Annotated in this window: 12 protein-coding genes; 5 read left to right on the top strand and 7 right to left on the bottom strand. The window is 60.5% G+C overall.

Going from position 1 to position 17,740, the window contains the following annotated elements; translation table 11 throughout:
• Nucleotides 1-61: 61 nt before the first annotated feature.
• Nucleotides 62-1,195 carry an App1 family protein gene (locus HW554_RS00005; protein ID WP_176906305.1) on the bottom strand — a complete coding sequence of 378 codons (1,134 nt, stop codon included), beginning with the start codon at nt 1,193-1,195 and terminating at the stop codon, nt 62-64.
• Nucleotides 1,196-1,345: 150 nt separating this feature from the next.
• Nucleotides 1,346-2,155, bottom strand: a complete 810-nt coding sequence (locus HW554_RS00010; protein ID WP_176906306.1) for a M48 family metalloprotease — start codon at nt 2,153-2,155, stop codon at nt 1,346-1,348.
• Nucleotides 2,156-2,451: 296 nt separating this feature from the next.
• On the opposite strand from HW554_RS00010, the gene HW554_RS00015 reads away from it, so the two are divergent.
• Nucleotides 2,452-3,567, top strand: coding sequence for a DNA topoisomerase IB (locus tag HW554_RS00015; RefSeq protein WP_176906307.1), 1,116 nt, complete (start codon nt 2,452-2,454; stop codon nt 3,565-3,567).
• Between the two features lie 238 nt (nt 3,568-3,805).
• Nucleotides 3,806-4,573 (top strand): IS110 family RNA-guided transposase, encoded by a 768-nt coding sequence (locus HW554_RS00020; protein ID WP_176906308.1) that lies wholly within the window; start codon nt 3,806-3,808, stop codon nt 4,571-4,573.
• Between the two features lie 284 nt (nt 4,574-4,857).
• Here HW554_RS00020 and HW554_RS00025 read toward each other — a convergent pair whose 3' ends face one another.
• Nucleotides 4,858-6,456, bottom strand: a complete 1,599-nt coding sequence (locus HW554_RS00025; protein WP_176906309.1) for a hypothetical protein — start codon at nt 6,454-6,456, stop codon at nt 4,858-4,860.
• A gap of 165 nt (nt 6,457-6,621) precedes the next feature.
• Between HW554_RS00025 and HW554_RS00030 the strand changes: the two genes are divergently transcribed.
• Nucleotides 6,622-8,229, top strand: coding sequence for a hypothetical protein (locus HW554_RS00030; protein ID WP_176906310.1), 1,608 nt, complete (start codon nt 6,622-6,624; stop codon nt 8,227-8,229).
• 133 nt (nt 8,230-8,362) lie between these two features.
• Here the strand turns inward: HW554_RS00030 and HW554_RS00035 are convergent, their stop codons facing one another.
• The 4 genes from HW554_RS00035 to HW554_RS00050 form a co-directional block, all read right to left on the bottom strand.
• A complete protein-coding gene (locus HW554_RS00035) occupies nt 8,363-8,791 on the bottom strand; it encodes a hypothetical protein (RefSeq protein ID WP_176906311.1) in 429 nt (142 codons plus the stop codon).
• Nucleotides 8,792-9,086: 295 nt separating this feature from the next.
• Entirely contained in the window at nt 9,087-10,592 is a 1,506-nt protein-coding gene (locus HW554_RS00040; protein ID WP_176906312.1) for an exonuclease domain-containing protein, read from the bottom strand.
• A gap of 231 nt (nt 10,593-10,823) precedes the next feature.
• A complete protein-coding gene (locus HW554_RS00045) occupies nt 10,824-11,291 on the bottom strand; it encodes a ferritin-like domain-containing protein (RefSeq protein ID WP_176906313.1) in 468 nt (155 codons plus the stop codon).
• Between the two features lie 110 nt (nt 11,292-11,401).
• The gene (locus HW554_RS00050; RefSeq protein ID WP_176906314.1) at nt 11,402-12,589 is read right to left on the bottom strand and encodes an AI-2E family transporter; all 1,188 of its coding nucleotides are present in this window, start codon (nt 12,587-12,589) and stop codon (nt 11,402-11,404) included.
• Nucleotides 12,590-12,783: 194 nt separating this feature from the next.
• On the opposite strand from HW554_RS00050, the gene HW554_RS00055 reads away from it, so the two are divergent.
• Nucleotides 12,784-14,694: a DNA topoisomerase IV subunit B gene (locus HW554_RS00055; RefSeq protein ID WP_176906315.1), complete on the top strand. Its 1,911-nt coding sequence runs from the start codon at nt 12,784-12,786 to the stop codon at nt 14,692-14,694.
• 100 nt (nt 14,695-14,794) lie between these two features.
• Entirely contained in the window at nt 14,795-17,719 is a 2,925-nt protein-coding gene (locus HW554_RS00060) for a DNA gyrase/topoisomerase IV subunit A (protein WP_246285011.1), read from the top strand.
• The last annotated feature ends 21 nt before the right edge of the window (nt 17,720-17,740 follow it).

The raw sequence follows: 17,740 nt of genomic DNA on the forward strand, positions 1-17,740 counted from the left end.
GCCGGAATCCGGCGGGGGCGTTTTGCATGTGGAGCGTACTTGTGGTAATGGCTGTAGGGCTCTACTCCTCCACCTCATCCTTCGCCTTTTCCTGCTCCACGGCCGGAATGGCTTCGTGCAAGATCAGGCCGGTGGCGGCGGCGTGCTCGGCGGCCTGTACGGTGTCCTGTACCAGCAGCAACTCCACTTTATCGCCCTGTAAGTCTTCGCGCACCTGCTCGACGAGAGCAGCCCGGTCGGCCCGGTTTACGTCGCGGATATAGATGGCCAGGATGCGGCCCGGGTGGCGGCGCACCACTTCGCGGTAAATGTTGGCATCTTCCTGGCCCGAGTCGCCGATGAGTATGAAGGGCAGGAGCGGATAGGTAAGCAGCAGATTCTCGATTTCGTGCAGCTTGTGGGCGTGGTGGCTGCTGGCGGCGGCCGTCTGACGCTTCAAAGACGCGTCGCGGAGCAGCAATGGGCCGGGCGGAATACCGTTCAGCTCCAGGAAATCGTCGAGCAGGTCGTAGAGGTTCCAGGGTGAGCTGCTGACGTAGAAGAACGGGTTGTTGCGCTTCCCGTTGCGGCCCAATTGCAGCTGGCGGTAGAACTCGGCGACTCCTTTGAAGGGCAGCCGCGAGCGGGCGTTGCGCAGCAGTACCGTGCGGGCCATTCGTAGCAAGTTGGTAGCCGACGTCTCAATTACGGTGTCGTCGAGGTCGGAGATGACGCCGTACTCGGCATCGGGTGGCGGAATGAGCACCATGGCATTGGCGTGCAGCCCGTGCGGGGTAGGGAGGGGGGGCGGCGCCTGCTGTAAAGCCACCTCCACCGGATACCACAGAAAATCGACCGGCACCGGCAATGACTGCGGGGCCAGGTTGAGCGTAAAGTAGCCTTCCTCGTCGGTGAGAATGGGGTGAGTGGTGCCGTCGGTGGGGCGGATGCTGATTTGAGCCCCGGCAATTTCGTTGCTGTCGAAGCGGCGATACATGTTCAGCAGGTTGCGCCAGCGCGAGTCGTCGTCAACTGGCTCGTTGATGCCCCGGTCGGTGAGCAGGCGGCCCTTTACGTAAAGCCGTTCGGGCGTGCCGTAGCTGCGGTAAGGCACCAGTTGCAGCGGGTGCAGCAGCCCGAGGCGGCTGCGCAGGCGGGTCAGAGATTCGTCGGCGTTTTCGGCCCAGGTGTGGAGTGTATCGCGGAAAGGAAGCATAGAGCGCAAATGAAGCAGTTTGCCGGAGAGCTGTTTACGCAGCAGCCGGCCGGTGGTGTTGCCCCGTCGGTGGTAAAGGGTCAGTATCAGCCATAAAAAAGGCTCCCGGCAAACTGCCAGGAGCCTGAAAATACCGAAGAGTGCGTGGCATTACAACGCGCTTCGCAGCTGGTTGAAGTCGTCGGAGCCGGCCGTACGGTTACGGCAGTTCAGCTGGTCGGCCTTGGCCTGAATGCTCTCCACGCGGTTGCCAGGGTTGGGGTGAGTGCTGAGGAACTCAGGGGGGCTGGCCTGGCCGTCGTTCTGCGTTTTGATGAAGAAGCCGGCGGCCCCGTCGCAGGCGTAGTAATTGGTGCCGTTGAGATATTCCACCGAATAGTCATCGGCCTCGATTTCGTAGTCGCGGCTGAACTTGAGCTGGCCCAGGCCGTTGGCTATGTCTACCAACGCGTTCTGGTTGTTGCCCAGCACCAGGCTCAGCAATACGCTGATGCCATACTGCTGCTGTAGCTGGCGGGAAGTGTGGCGGCGGTCGGCGTGCGCAATTTCGTGGCCGATTACGCCGGCAAGCTGGGTTTCGTTGTCGAGGTACTTAATCAGGCCGGAGTACACGTAAATGTGGCCGCCGGGGGTTGCAAAGGCGTTCCGGGTCTGGTCGTCCTTGATTATTTTTACATCCCAAGGGAATTCGTTGCGGTACTGGAGCTTGCCCGAGTTGAGCACCCGGAGCACGATTTTGTTGAGGGCTGCGTAGGCCTGCGGGTTGCTGCCGGGTTCCAGCAGCTGGCCCTTGGCCCGGAAAGTCGAGTCAGTCTGGGCGGCTACCTGCTCGCCCAGGGCCTTGTCGTCTTCAATGGAGAAGAGGAGTACGCCGTCGCCGTCTTTGGAGCAGGAAGCTGCGCCGCCCAGGGTGAAGGCGAGGCCCGCCAGAAGACCGGTTTTTTTCAGAAAATTCCGCATGTGAAGCGAAGAATGGAATGGTTGGATAAGAGAGAGTTGTCTGGCTCCCTAGAAAAAATGGTGCCAGGGCCAGCGGTGCACTAACGGTCCAGCCCGGCGGGGTGTTGCTTGCCCAAGCGTAAAAACAGGCGCCATTCACGCAGAATGCGGCTAATCAGGTAGAAAAAAACAGCTGGCTATTTTACCTGCGCTATCTGGCGGGGCGATGTGCGGCGGCCACCTTCTGCCGGGTTTTTGCGTAGAGCAAAACCCACTCGCCAGCTCCGGCGCGTGTCGTATTCCCTCTTTATTCCGCTATGGTTACCACTGCCACCGCCCGCCCCAAAACCAAAAAAAAACGCCTTGACCCGCTGCCCGCTGCCCACGAGCTTTATAAAGACCCCGCCCGCCAGGCCGAGCTGGCCGGCCTGCGCTACCTCACCGACACCAAGCCCGGCCTGACCCGCGAAACCACCCGCGTCGGCAACGTGCGCTACCGCACGACCAAGGGCGAGCTGCTGCAGGACGAAAAAACGCTGGCCCGCATCGGTGGTTTCGTCATTCCGCCGGCCTGGACCGACGTCTGGATTTCGCCCTCGCCCAACACCCATCTGCAGGTAACGGGCCGCGACGCCAAGGGCCGCAAGCAGTACCTGTACCACACCGCCTGGGACCAGGCCCGGGCCCTCACCAAATTCAGCCGCCTACGGGCTTTCGGTGAAAACCTGGCCGACCTGCGGACCCGCATACACAAGGATCTGGCTCGCCCCCAACTCGATAAAACCAAAGTGGTGGCCCTGGTGCTCACGCTCATGGACCAGTCGTTTATCCGGGTGGGCAACAAGGAATACGCCAAAAAGAACAAAACCTACGGCCTGACCACGTTGCGCGACAAGCATGTGAACGTGAGCGGGGCCGATGTGCGCTTCAGCTTCGTGGGCAAGAAAGGCGTACCCCACGACCTCACCATCCATGACCGGAAACTGGCGCGCATGGTGCAGAAGTGCAAGGAAATACCGGGCCAGCACCTGTTCCAGTACTACGCCCCCGATGGCCACCGCCAGGAACTGGAATCGGGCGACGTGAACGAGTATCTGCACGAAGCCACCGGCCTGAGCCTCTCGGCCAAGGACTTCAGAACCTGGGGCGGCACCGTGAAAATGGTGGAGGCGCTGGAGCGGATTCTAGACGAAGAGCCCGACTTTCCGCGCCCCAAAACCCTGAAACGGGCCGTGAAGGACGTAGCCGAAAACCTGGGCAACACGCCCACCGTGTGCTCGAAATACTACATCCACCCGCAGGTTATCGAGCTCTTCAACTCCAATAAGCTCGTCGACTATCTGCGCCGCCACGATGTCGACCCCAAGCAAAACGACCTGCTCACGCCCACTGAGCATATGGTGCTGGAAATGCTGAAGGAGCTTGAAAAATAGCAGCCGCTTGGATGCCAAAACAACGTCATCATATGTTTGTGTCGCCTCCGCCTTGGGCCACGCCGCCGTTCGTCATTGGCCTCGCAGGCCGTTCAGCATGCCGGCACCCACCCGCGGATGGTTTCCTGTCAAACCCGAACAGTTCAGTGGTCCTTACCGGCCGCATGTATGATGATGGGAAACAGGTACCGAGGCAACGCAAAACAAGGTGTTTTTCGCTCACTTTACGTCTTTTTCCATGCCCTACATCGGTATTGACCTCAGCAAAACCCACCTGGACGTGGATCTGGGCACGGGCCCGGTCCGCCGCTTTGCCCAAAGCAGCGCCGACTACGCTGCGCTGCTGGCGGCGTTGCCCGCCCAGGCCATTTGTGTGCTCGAAGCCACTGGCCCCTATGGGCTGCGGCTGCTCGCCGCGCTCCACCAGGCCCAGCAGCCCGTGTGCGTGGTCAACCCGCTGCAGGTGCGCCGCTTTAGCCAAAGCCAGTTGCGGCGCAGCAAAACTGACCGCACCGATGCGCGCCTGCTCACCCAGTTTGGCACGCTTTTCACCCCACCGCTGCACCAGGCCAGCCCGTTGTGGCTGAGTCAGTTGCAGCAGCGGCAGGCCCTGCTCGACTTGCTCACCCGCCAGCGCACGGCCCTGCGCAACCAGCGCCATGCCCTGCTCGAGTCGCCCTATCCCGACCCGGTCAGCGAACAAATCCTCGACGAGGACATCCGCCGCCTCGATGAGCGAATAGGGCAGCTGGAGCAAGGTTTGGAAGCAACGGCCAAGCGCGAGGCGGGGGCCGATTATGGGCACCTGCTCAGTATTCCGGGCATCGGCCGGCGCATCGCCACGGCCTTGCTGCTGGCGGGTCCGGGCCTGCGCGCTTTTGCTGGCTGGCGGCAGGCCGTGGCCTATGCGGGGCTGTGTCCGCGCCATTTCGAGTCGGGCAGCAGCGTGCACGGCCGACCCCGGTTGAGCAAGCTCGGCGACGGGCGCCTGCGCCGGCTCTTGTAGCTGGGGGCCTGGTCGGCGCGGCGTTTCAACCCCGCCTGCCGGGCGCTCTATGAGCGGCTGCTGGCCCGCGGGCTGGCCAAGCCCCAGGCCTTGTGCGCCGTGGCCGCCCGCCTCTTGCGCCAGGCGTGGGCCGTGCTCGTGCATCAACGACAATTTGATCCCACCCATCATCTAAAACTTGTTTCTTGACACAGTTCATGCTGAGCTTGCCGAAGCATCTCTACCGCATTTAACGAAGCGGTAGAGATGCTTCGGCAAGCTCAGCATGACGTTGTTTTTTTAACTCACCTTCCCGATCCGTCCCGATCAAAGGCGTGGGAGAGGACATCGTGGCTGGTTTTGTCCTTTATTTCGGAGCCGCGCTGAAAATCGTTGTTGCGGGCCGTATCGAAGAAGCGCGTGCGCTTGCGGAGACCGGTTACGCGGGAGGAGTCGCGCACCATGTCTTCGTGGGGGCCGCCGTAAATGTTGATGAAGGGCGAGCGGCGCACCTGGCCCGAAACCAAGAACTCATCTTTGCCCTTGAGGCCGTGCAGGCGCACGGTTTTGGTATCGCGCGGGTCGAAGCTGCGGCTGTACAGCAGTTGCCCCTGCGACTGCCCGGCGGGTACTTTTTCCAGCGAATACACCGACACCACCGTGGCCGTGTCGTTCAGGCGCTCCACCACGAACCGCTCCTTCTCGTCGGTGCCGGCTACCAACACCTCCTCGGCCTGCAGGTGGTAAAATTCGTTGGCTACCTGAGGTAGTTGGGTGCGGCGGGCTTTCAGGCTGGCAATCATGCGTGGGCCTTCGTAGGCGTACACGGCGGGCGGCAGGCCCTGGCGCACAGCCTGCTCAATTACGGCGTCGGTGAGGCGCTGCTGCAGTTCGCGGGCTGCTGCCAGGTAAGTGGCCCGCGGCACGGCTGGCAGTGCCCGGCTGTCAATAAACGAAGCGTTGCGCGTGTAGCCGGCAATGCTTTCGTAACGCGGCCCGAAAGTGCGGAACTTGGCCACGGCCTTGCTCACCACCCACGAAGCCCAGCCATCATCAAACCGGAAAAATACCTGGTCGCGGTCCTGCGGAACGGGTTGCCAGCGCCGTTGCCGGTCGGGCTGCGGGTAGGCGGCCCAGCTCCACTGGCCTTCGTGTCGGTCCCAGTCGCCCAGCCACATGTCCAGCAGGCGGGCCCGCACAAAGGCCGCGCCGTCGAGCTGGTCGCGCTGGTTTTCGTAGCGGGCGGGCAGCACATCCTCCGTCTCATCGAGGTCGGAGGCTCCGGCTACTGGCCCGTCAATGTTTTCCTTGCCCTCATATCGGCGCTCCACCAGTACTACCCGGCCCTGAAAACGCTCGGATTCGGGGCCGAGCCCGGTTTCATCGGGGCGCACGTAGTAGGGCCGTGGGCTGCTGTGCGGAACGCCGGCAGCCTCGGCCAGCGGCGGTACCACAAACGCCCCATAAGGCATGGCTGCCGAAGTGGCGTCGCGCACGGCCCCGAACACAAAGGTGGCCCGCAAGAACTTGGGTAGCGTTTTTTCGGGATTTTTGTCGATGGTGCGCACCGCGTAGCTGTGTCCCGCAGGGTCGGCCATCGTCAGGCTGGTGGTTTGAAATCCCCCGCCCATCTTCACGAATTTTAGCCCGCCCGGCGCCAGGCGCTCGGGCCGGAATACGGGTAGCGTCACTGGCTCGGCCCAGGCCCGGCGGTAGTGCGGGCCCAGCACGAAGCGGCCCAACGGTCCACGCTGGTAGTGGCGGCCGGCCGTTACCAGCGCGCTATCGGCGGTGGGGGGCAGGGGAGTGGTGTAAGCCACGCGGGCATCGGGCTGAAAAAAAGGCTTGCGGCTGCAGGCAGTGGCACTCAGCAGCAGAAATGGCAGGGCGTAACGATAGTTCATGCAGGGCGTAAAGTTCGCGGCAATGGCTTCTGCTACGTAATTGGTCGCGGCTTGTTTGGCTACGGCTTGTTGGTTTCGCAACAACCGCCGGCCCCGGCTTTGCGCTATAAGGGTAGTTGGCCCGCCTGGCGGCGGCCACTTGGTAGGTTCTCCTTCTCTGTTACTGTGTACTTCTTCTCCTCTCCGGCCTGGCTGATAACTGGTCTTAGCAGCAGCCTGCTGCTGCTTTCCTGCTCAGCTCCGGCCCAGCCCTCGGGCGCTACTTCCACATCCCACCCGGTAATCGGCCCCGACTCGACGGTAGTGGTGGCGGCTGGCCCCCAATACGACCGGGGCGGTATCCATCGTTTTTTCTGGGGCACCCACTACCGCGACCTGTGGAAGCTGCCGGTGCGAGTACCCGTGTTCAACCTGCGCACGGCCGTGCCCGGCGGCCTGACGCCCATCAAGGAGGGCGGCTCGTTCCAGACCAAAAACCTGCGCCTCGTTGATCGGAAAGGCCGCGAGTACGTGTTGCGCTCCGTGGATAAAGATGCCACCCGGGCCCTGCCCGAAGGGCTGCGCGAGGGGCCCATAGGCCGCATCATGAAGGACCAGACCAGCGTAATTCATCCGTATGGGGCCTATATTGCCGCGCCGCTGGCCACCGCCGCCGGCCTTTACCACACCAACCCCCGCCTCGTGTACGTGGCCGACGACCCGGCCCTGGGGGAGTTCAGAGAGGAGTTCGGCTATGCGCTGTATCTGTTTGAGGAGCGGCCCGAAGGCGACCAGACCACGGTAGCGAGCTTCGGCCGCTCGGCGTTGGTGGAAAGCTCGCGCAAGGTGTTCACCAACCTGCTGGCCAGCTCCCGGTACCAGGTAGATGCCCGCCAGTACCTGCGCAACCGCTTGTTCGATATGTGGCTCGGCGACTGGAGCCGCCGCGAAGACCAATGGCGCTGGGCCAGCTTCCCGGCTCAGGCTGGTGGTACCACCTACCGGGCAATTCCGCGCGACCGGGACCACGCTTTCTTCAAGTTTGATGATGGCCTGCTGACGCACATGATCGGCTGGGTGAAAACCAACTACCAGAGCTTCCACGAGAAAATACGACTGGCCGATGTGGAGGGCCTCAACCGGGCAGCCTTGCCCATGGACAAGTCGCTGCTGGCTTACCTGACCCGCGAGGATTTCCGGCAGGTAGCCGATTCGCTGACCGTGGCACTTTCTGACGACGTAATAGCCCGCGCGCTGGCCGTGTGGCCGCCCGAAGTGCGGGAGCTTAGCCAAGCCGAATTCACGCGTAAGCTCCGCGCCCGCCGCGCCCAGCTGCCCGCTGTAGCCAACCGGTTCTACGAGCTGCTGGCCCGCGACATAGAGCTGCCCGGCACCGACGAGGCCGAGCGGTTTGTGGTGGAGTCCGCCGGCCCCGATGCCGTGCGGGTGCAGCTGCTGCGCCGCACGCCTCAGGGCGATACGCTCCTGCACCAGCGTACTTTTTCGGCCCCCGAAACCCGCTCTATCAAGCTGTTCGGGCTGGGCGGCAACGATGCGTTCGAGTTGCGCGGCGAGCCCACCGGCCGCATCCGGCTCAGTATCTACGACGGCTCGGGCCAGGATCTGATAGAAGCATCGCCTGCCCCCCTGAAACGCCCCGCAAGCCGCCTCACCATCTATGAAAGCGGCGACGGCAACACGTTGCGGGTAGGCAAGTTTAAAACCGAGGCCTACCAGCCCCAGGCGCAGGAGTTCGATGCCGCCGGCTGGTTACTCCGCCATCGGCTGTACTAGCGCGTACGGTAGCGGCCCCATTCGAGTCTTGGAATGTCTGTGTTGACGACATTCCAAGACTCGAATGGGGCCGCTACCGTGGGGTTGCTGCGCTCCGGACTGCTTGCCGGCGCAGGGCAACGCCCCGATAAAATTATTTGGGTGCCATTTGCTGAAGCCAGCTGGTGGCAACGCCCTCGTCGCTGAAAAGCTGCACATGATACTCGTCTTTGGAAGCCATAGACGAAGACTGCGCCAGCACAGCTAAGGGCGTAGCAGGGGCGTTGCCCGGCTGCCAGGTAGCACCTACCAAGCAAGCCAGGTATATAGGGCGGTTGTCTAGGGCGGGGCTAAGCTCGGGCAGATACTCCTGAGCCAGCCAGTCTACCATTTCGGGGTTCGACTTAAAGCGGCGGCGCGAATCAACGAGCCAGTAGGCCGCCTGGTGCTGGATGGCCGCCTGTAAAACCTGGGCGTAGCCCTCCTGCAACTCGCTTTTTTTTACATCCCGAAGCCAGCGCACAATGAGCAGGTCGAGGTCGGAACGGAAGGTAATCGAAAGCGCAGAGGTATTGGCAGGCATGTAGAAATGAAACAATGGAGCAACTCGCTAGGTCAAAGATACGGCCCGCATACTGGGCAAACTAGCGGCCCACCTGGCTGCGGGTCCACCGGGCACAGTTGCGATGCGCATAATTGCTCCCGACGGTCGGCGTAGCTTCCCTGCTGGCCCACTGCCACCTGCTGGAAACTGGCCGTATTTATTGCTAAACCGGGAACCGCTCCAGGCCAGTCGGTGTGCCGGCATTGCGTTGTTTGCGCATCTTTCGGTACGTCGGGCAACCACCTGGGCCGCGCCAACACCGAAACGCCGGCCACTAGTTGAACACCTTCACCTTGTCCTTATGCTCGGTGCGCAGGTACTGGCGAATAATCTGCTGCACATCCTTATTGTCGTTGTAGCGCGTGATGGCGTCGCGGAAGTCTTCGAAGCGACGGGCCGAAAATGTCTCATCCACGTAGCCAAAGCCTAAGTAGCGGCCATTTTCTACCACCACCAGGGTCTTTTCATCGGGCCGGCGGCCTGCCCCAATCACCACAAACGAGCCGTGCTCGTAGGTAAACGACTCGACGGCCGCCTCCACGCGCTTGTTATACTCCTCGGCCGGCTCCAGGCCCAGGCAGGCCCCCTGGCAGCGGTCTACCTGGTAATCGAAGCAGGCGCCCGGCGTTTTGTACAGGTCGCAGAGCTTCTGGCACAGGTTGAACTTGGCCACCTTATGAAACAGAAAGCCCTTGGCCTTGAACTGGTTGCCCAGCGCAATTAGCGGGTGCGACTCGGCGTGGTCGTCGGCACGGCCGTAATACAGGCGCTTGTAACCGTTGTCGTCGGTACGCAGAAAGATGCCCGCCGGAAATACCGAGCGCCGCTGCTGCCGGTTGTACAGCGGCTTCAGGCGCTTGATTTCGTGCGACTCGTACAGCAGCGCCACCAGTTCCGAACCCGTCAGCTCCCAGGTGATTTCCGATATCGAGTTCTTGAACTCGATGCTCTTGCGCGATTTGTAATCGACGGCAAAATGCTGCTGAATACGCTTGTAGATATTGATACTCTTGCCCACGTAAATCACCTCGCCGGCCTCGTTGTGGAAGTAGTACACGCCCGCCTCGTGGGGTAGCGCGGCCACATGCTGGGGTGTGATGTTGGGCGGTAGCAGCGCAGTTTTAATGGCTTCCTGCACGGCCTTCATCTTGCGGGGCGAGGGCGCCTTGGTAGCGGTAACCGTAGTGGCCGCCGCCGGCTTGCGGCCCGAGGGGGCGTTGGCATCCACTACGGCCAGCGCATCGGCCGGGCTAAGACCGTGGGCCGCGGGGGGCGTTTCCTGTTCCTGGCTGATATCGAGCAGCCGGCCGAATAAAATGGCCGTAGCCGCCGCGTCGCCGGCGGCGCGGTGGCGGCCATTCAGCGGAATACCGATGTTCTGGCAAAGCTTGCCCAGGCTGTAGCTGGGCTGGCCCGGCATAAGCGAGCGGCTCAGGCGCACCGTACACAACGTTTTGCGCGAGTAGTTATAGCCCAGGTCACCGAACTCCTTCTTCAGAAACGAGTAGTCGAAGCGCACGTTGTGGGCCACGAACACGCAGCCCTCAGTCATTTCGACCACCTTACGAGCTACCTCATGGAAGCGCGGGGCCTCACGCACCATATCGTCGGTAATGCCGGTGAGCTGGGTGATGAAGAACGGAATGGCCCGGCCGGGATTGATGAGGGAGCTGAACTCGTCAATCACTTTCTCGCCATCATGAATGTAAATGGCAATTTCGGTGATGCGGTCCTGCGCCGGCTGGCCCCCGGTGGTTTCAAGGTCGATGATGGCGTACAACGGCGTTTCTTTGAGCTGTTAGCTAATAGCGGATGGCTGATAGCGCTGGTTCTGGTAAGACCCGGCAGGGCTGAATTGGCTAAGCAGATTGGTAACAAAGATACCCGCCCGGATGGTTGCACAAGTTATCAAACCAACAGGATTGGTATAAAGCCAAAAAAGAGGCCTACCGATTGGTAGGCCTCTTCTAAAAAGACAGCCGCTAACAGCTGTCAGCTAAAAGCTCAAAAACTAGCGGCCTTTCTGGCCGGTAATCCAGTTCTTGGTCGACAGAATTTCGCTGTGCTGCTTCTCGATAACACTGCGGGCCTGCGCCGGCAGCTCGTTCGATTTGAGCGCTGTTTCGTAGCCCTGCAGTGCCGTAGCGTCGCCGGTTTCGCACTCGCCCAGAATAGCCGAGTCGTCTTGGCCCGTGATGGCCGATTTGATGTTGATCCAGCCGCGGTGTACGGCGGCAGCGGCGTCGGTCAGGGCGCCTTCAACGGTGCTTTCGTCTTCGGGGCTGATGCCGAACTGCCGGGCGCTCTGGCTCAGTTCCGAGGCAAACTGCGCACGCTGCTGGCTGAACTGGCTGAGCTTGGCCTTTAGGTCGGGGCTGCTGACGCCTTCAGCAGCTTCCTGGTAGCCTTTGGCCGCCGTTTTATTGAGTTCTACGAGGTCGTTGTAAGCGCGGGTGGTTTCGCCGGTGATAGTAGCCATGGGGAAGTAGGGTAAGGTAAACGATAAATGCCGGGCCGGTTGGCGGCGGCAACTGCATCCTTATACTGCTGGAAGCCAAGGCCGGGTTGCGTGTAAAATTAGGGGCCGGCCTATGCCGTACCCCGGCCCAGCATCTGGTTCCAGAGCCGCTTGAGCCCGCCCGGCTCGGCCGATTCGGGCTTGAGCGAGTCATCGCCCTCGGCCGTGTCGCCCAGCAAAAAGCCCCAGGGCTCTGTCGACTTATTGGCGTCGAGTACCACTTTTATCACGGCCATCAGCGGAATGCTCAGAATCATGCCGGGCGTACCCCACAGCTCGTTGCCCAGAATAAGGGCCAGAATGGCGGCCAGCGGGTTGATGCTGACCTGTGAGCCGGTTATCATGGGCGTAATGAAGTTGCCTTCCAGAAACTGCACCACCACAAACACACCTACTACCAGCGCTGCCTGCACGGGCGAGCCGGTTTCCACCAGCGTAACGATGGCCGGAACGGTGGCCCCAATCAGGATGCCGATGTAAGGAATAATGGCCAGCACCGAGGCGAAAACGGCAAAGAAGATGGCGAATTTCACGCCCAGCACCAGCAAACCGATGCCGTTGAGTATCGACACAATAACAATCACCTTGAACAGGCCCGAAATGTAGGCCTGCACCACCGTCTGGATGTTATCGACGGTGTGCAACACGAGGGTACGGCGGTCGGGGGCTACAAACCGGAACATAAACTGGCGCAGGTGGTCGCGGTAAAGCAGCAGACAGAAAATATAGATCAGCACCTGGGCCAGGTTGCTGAAAACGGCCGTGGTAGTAGCCAGGGTAGAGCCCAGGTAGGTGCCGCCCGATTTCTTCAGGGTCTTGAGCGTCGACTCCTTTAAGTCCTTCAGGCTCATGGGTTGGTAGCCGAACTTGCGCTGCGCCCACGTTTGTCCGTCGTGAAAGAACTCCAGCAGCTTGTCCTGCAGCTTGGGCAGTTCGCTCTGAAACTGGGTCAGCTGCGAGCCAAAGGCCAGGATAACACCCGCGAATATGGCCAGCAGCAGCAGCAGGCACAGAATTATGGCCAGAATGCGCGGCACCCTGTGGCGTTCGAGCCAGCTGCAGATAGGCAGCAGCAGTAGCGAAAAAAGCACCGCAAACAGCAGCGGCAGCAGAATGTTATCGAGCTTGTGCAGCGTGTACACCAGCAATACCGCCGACAGCAGCAGGAAGGCAAACTTTACGCTCGCTACTTGTTTCACGATGGGCGGCGGCTGCGGAGTAGTGGTGGGCAGGCGGTGCGGACTGAGGGGAGAATTCATTTTGCTAAAATTATTGGGAGAAAGGGGCAATGTATGGGTCCGGAAAGAGGGGCTTGTTGGGTGTTATAGGCCTTGTCAGGGCATCGGTTGGGATAATTGCCCGGTGTTTACTAACTTTACTAGCGAAATGAAACGCGGAAAAGGTCGGTTTTCTGCGTTATTTTACCTCAACTTTTGAATGGCAACCCCTCGGCATGGCTGAAGAACAGATTTCCGTAGCCACCCACGGCTACACCGAAGACAGCATCCGCTCACTCGACTGGCGCGAACATATCCGGCTGCGGCCGGGCATGTACATCGGCAAGCTCGGCGACGGCTCGGCCTACGATGACGGCATTTATGTGTTGGTAAAGGAAGTTATTGATAACTCCATCGATGAGCATGTGATGGGCCACGGCCGCACCATCGAAATCAAGATTTCTGAAGATAAAGTACAGGTACGCGATTATGGCCGGGGTATTCCGCTGGGCAAAGTCGTGGACGTTGTAAGCAAGATTAACACGGGCGGCAAGTACGACAGCAAGGTATTCCAGAAGTCTGTGGGCTTAAACGGGGTCGGAACCAAAGCGGTTAATGCGCTCAGCAATTACTTTCTGGTACAGAGCGTGCGCGATGGGCTGATGAAGTCGGCCGAGTTCTCGCAGGGCATGCTCACCTCGGACCCCAAGCCCCAGAAAACCAGCCAGCGCAACGGCACGCTGATGGTTTTCGAGCCCGACGAGTCGATTTTCAAGAACTACAAATTTTACCCCGAGTACCTCGAAAATCAGATCTGGAACTACGTTTACCTTAACGCTGGCCTTACTATCCACTTCAACGGCCAGAAGTACTATTCCGAGCACGGCCTACTTGACCTGCTCTCCCGCAAGGCCGACCCCGAAACCCTGCGCTACCCAATTATCCACCTCAAGGGCGAGGATATCGAACTGGCCCTCACCCACGGCAACGACTACGGCGAAGAATACTACAGCTTCGTGAACGGGCAGTACACCACCCAGGGCGGCACCCATCTGGCGGCCTTCCGCGAGGCCATCGTGAAAACGCTACGTGAGTTCTATAAGAAGGACTACGACGCCTCCGACGTGCGGGCCTCGGTTATAGCCGCCATTTCGGTGCGGGTACAGGAGCCCGTATTCGAGAGCCAGACCAAAACCAAGCTGGGCTCCATGAACATGGGCCCCGACGGCCCCACGGTACGCGGCTTTATCCTCGATTTCATTAAGGAGCACCTCGACAACTACTTGCACAAGAACCCGGCTATTGCGGAGGCGCTTAAAAAGCGGATCGAGCAGAGCGAGCGGGAGCGTAAGGACATGGCCGGGGTGAAGAAACTGGCCAACCAACGGGCCAAAAAAGCCAACCTGCACAACCGCAAGCTCCGCGACTGCCGCTTCCACCTCGGCGACGGCAAGCACGAAGAGGAGGCCCAAACGACCCTGTTCATCACCGAGGGCGACTCGGCCTCGGGCTCCATCACCAAAAGCCGCAACGTGCAGACCGAGGCCGTATTTAGTCTGCGCGGCAAGCCGCTGAACTGCTTCGGGCTGAAGAAGAAAATCGTGTACGAGAACGAGGAGCTGAACCTGCTCCAGCACGCGCTCAACATCGAGGAGGGCATCGAGAACCTGCGCTACAACCGCGTGGTAATTGCCACCGACGCCGACGTGGACGGTATGCACATCCGGTTGCTGCTGCTCACGTTTTTCCTGCAGTTCTTCCCCGATCTGGTGCGCAACGGCCACGTGTACATCCTCGAAACACCACTGTTTAGGGTGCGCAACAAGAAAACGACCATCTACTGCTATAACGAGAGCGAGAAGCAGGCCGCCATGCGCCAGCTCGGCCGCAACCCCGAAGTCACGCGCTTCAAGGGCCTGGGTGAAATCAGCCCCGATGAGTTCGGCAAATTCATCGGCGAAAACATCAAGCTGGAGCCCGTCATTTTGCAGGCCGAGCGTTCGGTGCAGCAGATTTTAACCTATTACATGGGCAAGAACACGCCCGCACGCCAGGAATTCATCATCGACAACCTGCGCCTGGAGAAGGACCTGATTACCTCCGATGTGCTGCCCGTAGCCGAGGTGCCGGAAGAAGATCTGGCGTAGCGCCACATATTATTGCTCAAAGAATCCTTCGCGGCCTGCTTCTGTGGGCTTCGAAGAGTGGTACAAGAACAAATAAGCGCGGCCCGGAGCCGCACCCCGTATGTCCGACGAAACGAACCCCCAGGCTACCCCGATGAACTCCGAATCCGACCTGTATGCCGCCGGCGACTCGGTGGAGCTGGGCGGCGCCGACACCAACGAAGCTGCCGATACCGCCGAAATTCTGGCCGAGTCCGGGGCCGATGTGGACGCTATTGTTGAGGCGGAAGCCATTCCCGAAGACGAGCTGTCGGCGGAAGAAGAGGAGGAGGCCAAATTTGCGCCTGGCGAAACCATCCACGACGTGGCCACGGTGCGCGGCATGTACCAAAACTGGTTTCTGGACTACGCCTCCTACGTGATTCTGGAGCGGGCCGTGCCAGCCATTGAGGACGGCCTCAAGCCGGTGCAGCGCCGCATCATGCACGCCATGAAGGAGATGGACGACGGCCGCTTCAACAAAGTGGCCAACGTCATCGGCCAGACCATGCAGTACCACCCCCACGGCGACGCCAGCATCGGCGACGCCATGGTGAACCTGGGCCAGAAAGACCTGCTGATTGAAACTCAGGGCAACTGGGGCGACATCCGCACCGGCGACTCGGCGGCAGCGCCCCGCTACATCGAGGCCCGCCTGAGCAAGTTCGCTCTCGAAGTGGTGTTTAACCCCGACATTACGGAGTGGCAGATGAGCTACGACGGCCGCAAGCGCGAGCCGACTACGCTGCCCGTGAAATTCCCGCTGCTGCTGGCCCAGGGCGTGGAGGGCATTGCCGTGGGCCTGAGCACCAAAATTATGCCTCATAACTTCCGCGAGCTGTGCCAAGCCAGCGTGGCGGTGCTTAAGGGCAAGGAGTTCCAGCTTTTTCCCGACTTCTCGACCGGCGGCCTGGCCGACGTGAGCAACTACCAGAACGGGCAGCGGGGCGGCAAAATCCGGCTGCGGGCCACCATCGAGAAGGCCGACAAAACCATGCTCGTCATTCGCGACATTCCGTACGGCACCACCACCACGGCGCTGATGGAAAGCATCGTGAAAGCCTCGGAGGCGAACAAAATCAAGATTAAGAAGGTGGTCGATAATACGGCCGCCGAGGTGGAGGTGCAGGTGCATTTGCCCACCGGCGTGAGCCCCGACCTGACGATGGACGCGCTTTACGCTTTCACCGACTGCGAAATCAGCATCTCGCCCAACACCTGCGTTATTATCGAGGACAAGCCGCGCTTCGTGGCCGTGGAGGACATGCTGCGCCTAAGCACCCAGAAAACGGTGAGGCTGCTGGAGCGGGAGCTGGAAATCAGACAAGAGGAGCTGGGCGAAAAATGGCACTCGGCTTCGCTGGAGAAGATTTTCATCGAAAACCGCATCTATCGCAAAATTGAGGAGTGCGAAACCTGGGAGGAAATCCTGCTCACCATTGAAGCCGGCCTGAAGAAGTTTACGCGGGTGGCCGGCGAGAAGGAGAAACCCGGCGACACGCGCATCGTGCTGGCCCGCGCCATTGAGGAGGACGACCTGACGCGCCTGACCGAAATCCGCATCAAGCGCATCAGCAAGTTCGATGGCTTCAAGGCCGACGAGCTGATTGCCCGCCTCGAAGCCGAGCTGGCCGAGGTGACCGACCATTTGCTCAACCTCACGCGTTACGCCATCAACTATTTCGAGGGCCTGCTGAAAAAGTACGGCGCCAACCGGGAGCGGCGCACCCAGCTGCGCGCTTTCGCGGTGGTAACGGCCCAGAAAGTAGCCGTGGCCAACCAGAAGCTCTACGTGAACTACGCTGATGGTTTCGTGGGCTACGGCCTAAAAAAGGACGAAAAGGCCGTGGCCGTCACCGACTGCTCTGACCTCGACGATATCATTGCCATCCGCCGCGACGGCACGTTTATGGTCACGCGCATTGCCGAGAAAACCTTCGTGGGCAAAGACATTTTGCACGCCGGCGTGTACAATAAGAACGACGACCGGCTGGTGTACAACATGGTGTACCAGGATGGTACTTCGGGCATTAGCTTCGCCAAGCGTTTCCTCGTGTCGGGCATCACCCGCGACAAAACCTACGACCTGACCAAGGGCACCAAGGGCACCAAAACGCTCTACCTGACGGCCAACCCCAACTCCGAGTCGGAGCTCGTGGCCATCCAGCTGGCCGACAAGGCAGTGGCGCGGGTCAAGCAGTTCGACTTCGACTTTGCCGACCTCGCCATTAAGGGAAAGGGTTCGATGGGCAACATTGTCACCAAGCAGCCCATCAAGAAAATTACCCAGAAATCATTGGGCGACTCCACGCTGGGTGGGCGAGAAATGTTCTTCGACAGCGTAGTGGGTCGCCTGAATGCCAACGGCCACGGCCGCTACCTGGGTACTTTCGATACCGACGATACGGTGCTGGCCGTGTACCGCGACGGTACCTATGAGCTGACCGCGCCCGATCCGGCCATCGACTTCGTGGTGGCCAATCTGGTGCTGCTACGCAAGTTCGACCCCAAAACAGTGCTGAGCGCGGTGTATCTGGATGGCGAGACGAAGAGGCACTTCGTGAAGCGCTTCCAGATTGAAACCAGCACGCTGGCCAACCGCTTCACCTTCATCAGTGAAGCCAAGGGCTCGAAGCTGCTGGTAGCCACGGCCCACCCCGAGCCGATGGTGGACATCAAGCTGCAGCGCGACAAAAAAGCTGAGCGCGAAACCGAGAAGCTGCTGCTCCACGAGTTCATCGATGTGAAAGGCTGGAAAGCCCGCGGCAACAAGCTCAACTATTACAAGCTGCACGCCCTCACGCTCGTCACCGACGAAGGCCCCGAGCCCGAGCGCAAGGCGGCCAAGAAGAAAGCCGCGCCGGCTGCGCCGCAACCTGCCGAGGCCCCCAACGCGCCCCACGAGCCGCTGCCCGACCGCACCGACGAATTCAATATCTCGGCCGATGAGGTGGCCCAGGCCAAGGCCCTGCTCAAGACGCCCAAGTCGCAATTGAAATTTTTCTAGAGCAGCTCAAATACCGAAAGT

It is taken from the genome of Hymenobacter lapidiphilus (assembly GCF_013377885.1).
Taxonomy (GTDB): domain Bacteria; phylum Bacteroidota; class Bacteroidia; order Cytophagales; family Hymenobacteraceae; genus Hymenobacter; species Hymenobacter lapidiphilus.

Bases quoted from the DNA above. Each gene is read 5' to 3' on its own strand.
- HW554_RS00055 (WP_176906315.1), top strand. From the start codon at position 12,784: ATGGCTGAAGAACAGATTTCCGTAGCCACCCACGGCTACACCGAAGAC.
- HW554_RS00025 (WP_176906309.1), bottom strand. From the start codon at position 6,456: ATGAACTATCGTTACGCCCTGCCATTTCTGCTGCTGAGTGCCACTGCC.
- HW554_RS00015 (WP_176906307.1), top strand. From the start codon at position 2,452: ATGGTTACCACTGCCACCGCCCGCCCCAAAACCAAAAAAAAACGCCTT.
- HW554_RS00035 (WP_176906311.1), bottom strand. From the start codon at position 8,791: ATGCCTGCCAATACCTCTGCGCTTTCGATTACCTTCCGTTCCGACCTC.
- HW554_RS00020 (WP_176906308.1), top strand. From the start codon at position 3,806: ATGCCCTACATCGGTATTGACCTCAGCAAAACCCACCTGGACGTGGAT.
- HW554_RS00045 (WP_176906313.1), bottom strand. From the start codon at position 11,291: ATGGCTACTATCACCGGCGAAACCACCCGCGCTTACAACGACCTCGTA.
- HW554_RS00010 (WP_176906306.1), bottom strand. From the start codon at position 2,155: ATGCGGAATTTTCTGAAAAAAACCGGTCTTCTGGCGGGCCTCGCCTTC.
- HW554_RS00060 (WP_246285011.1), top strand. From the start codon at position 14,795: ATGTCCGACGAAACGAACCCCCAGGCTACCCCGATGAACTCCGAATCC.
- HW554_RS00005 (WP_176906305.1), bottom strand. From the start codon at position 1,195: ATGCTTCCTTTCCGCGATACACTCCACACCTGGGCCGAAAACGCCGAC.
- HW554_RS00050 (WP_176906314.1), bottom strand. From the start codon at position 12,589: ATGAATTCTCCCCTCAGTCCGCACCGCCTGCCCACCACTACTCCGCAG.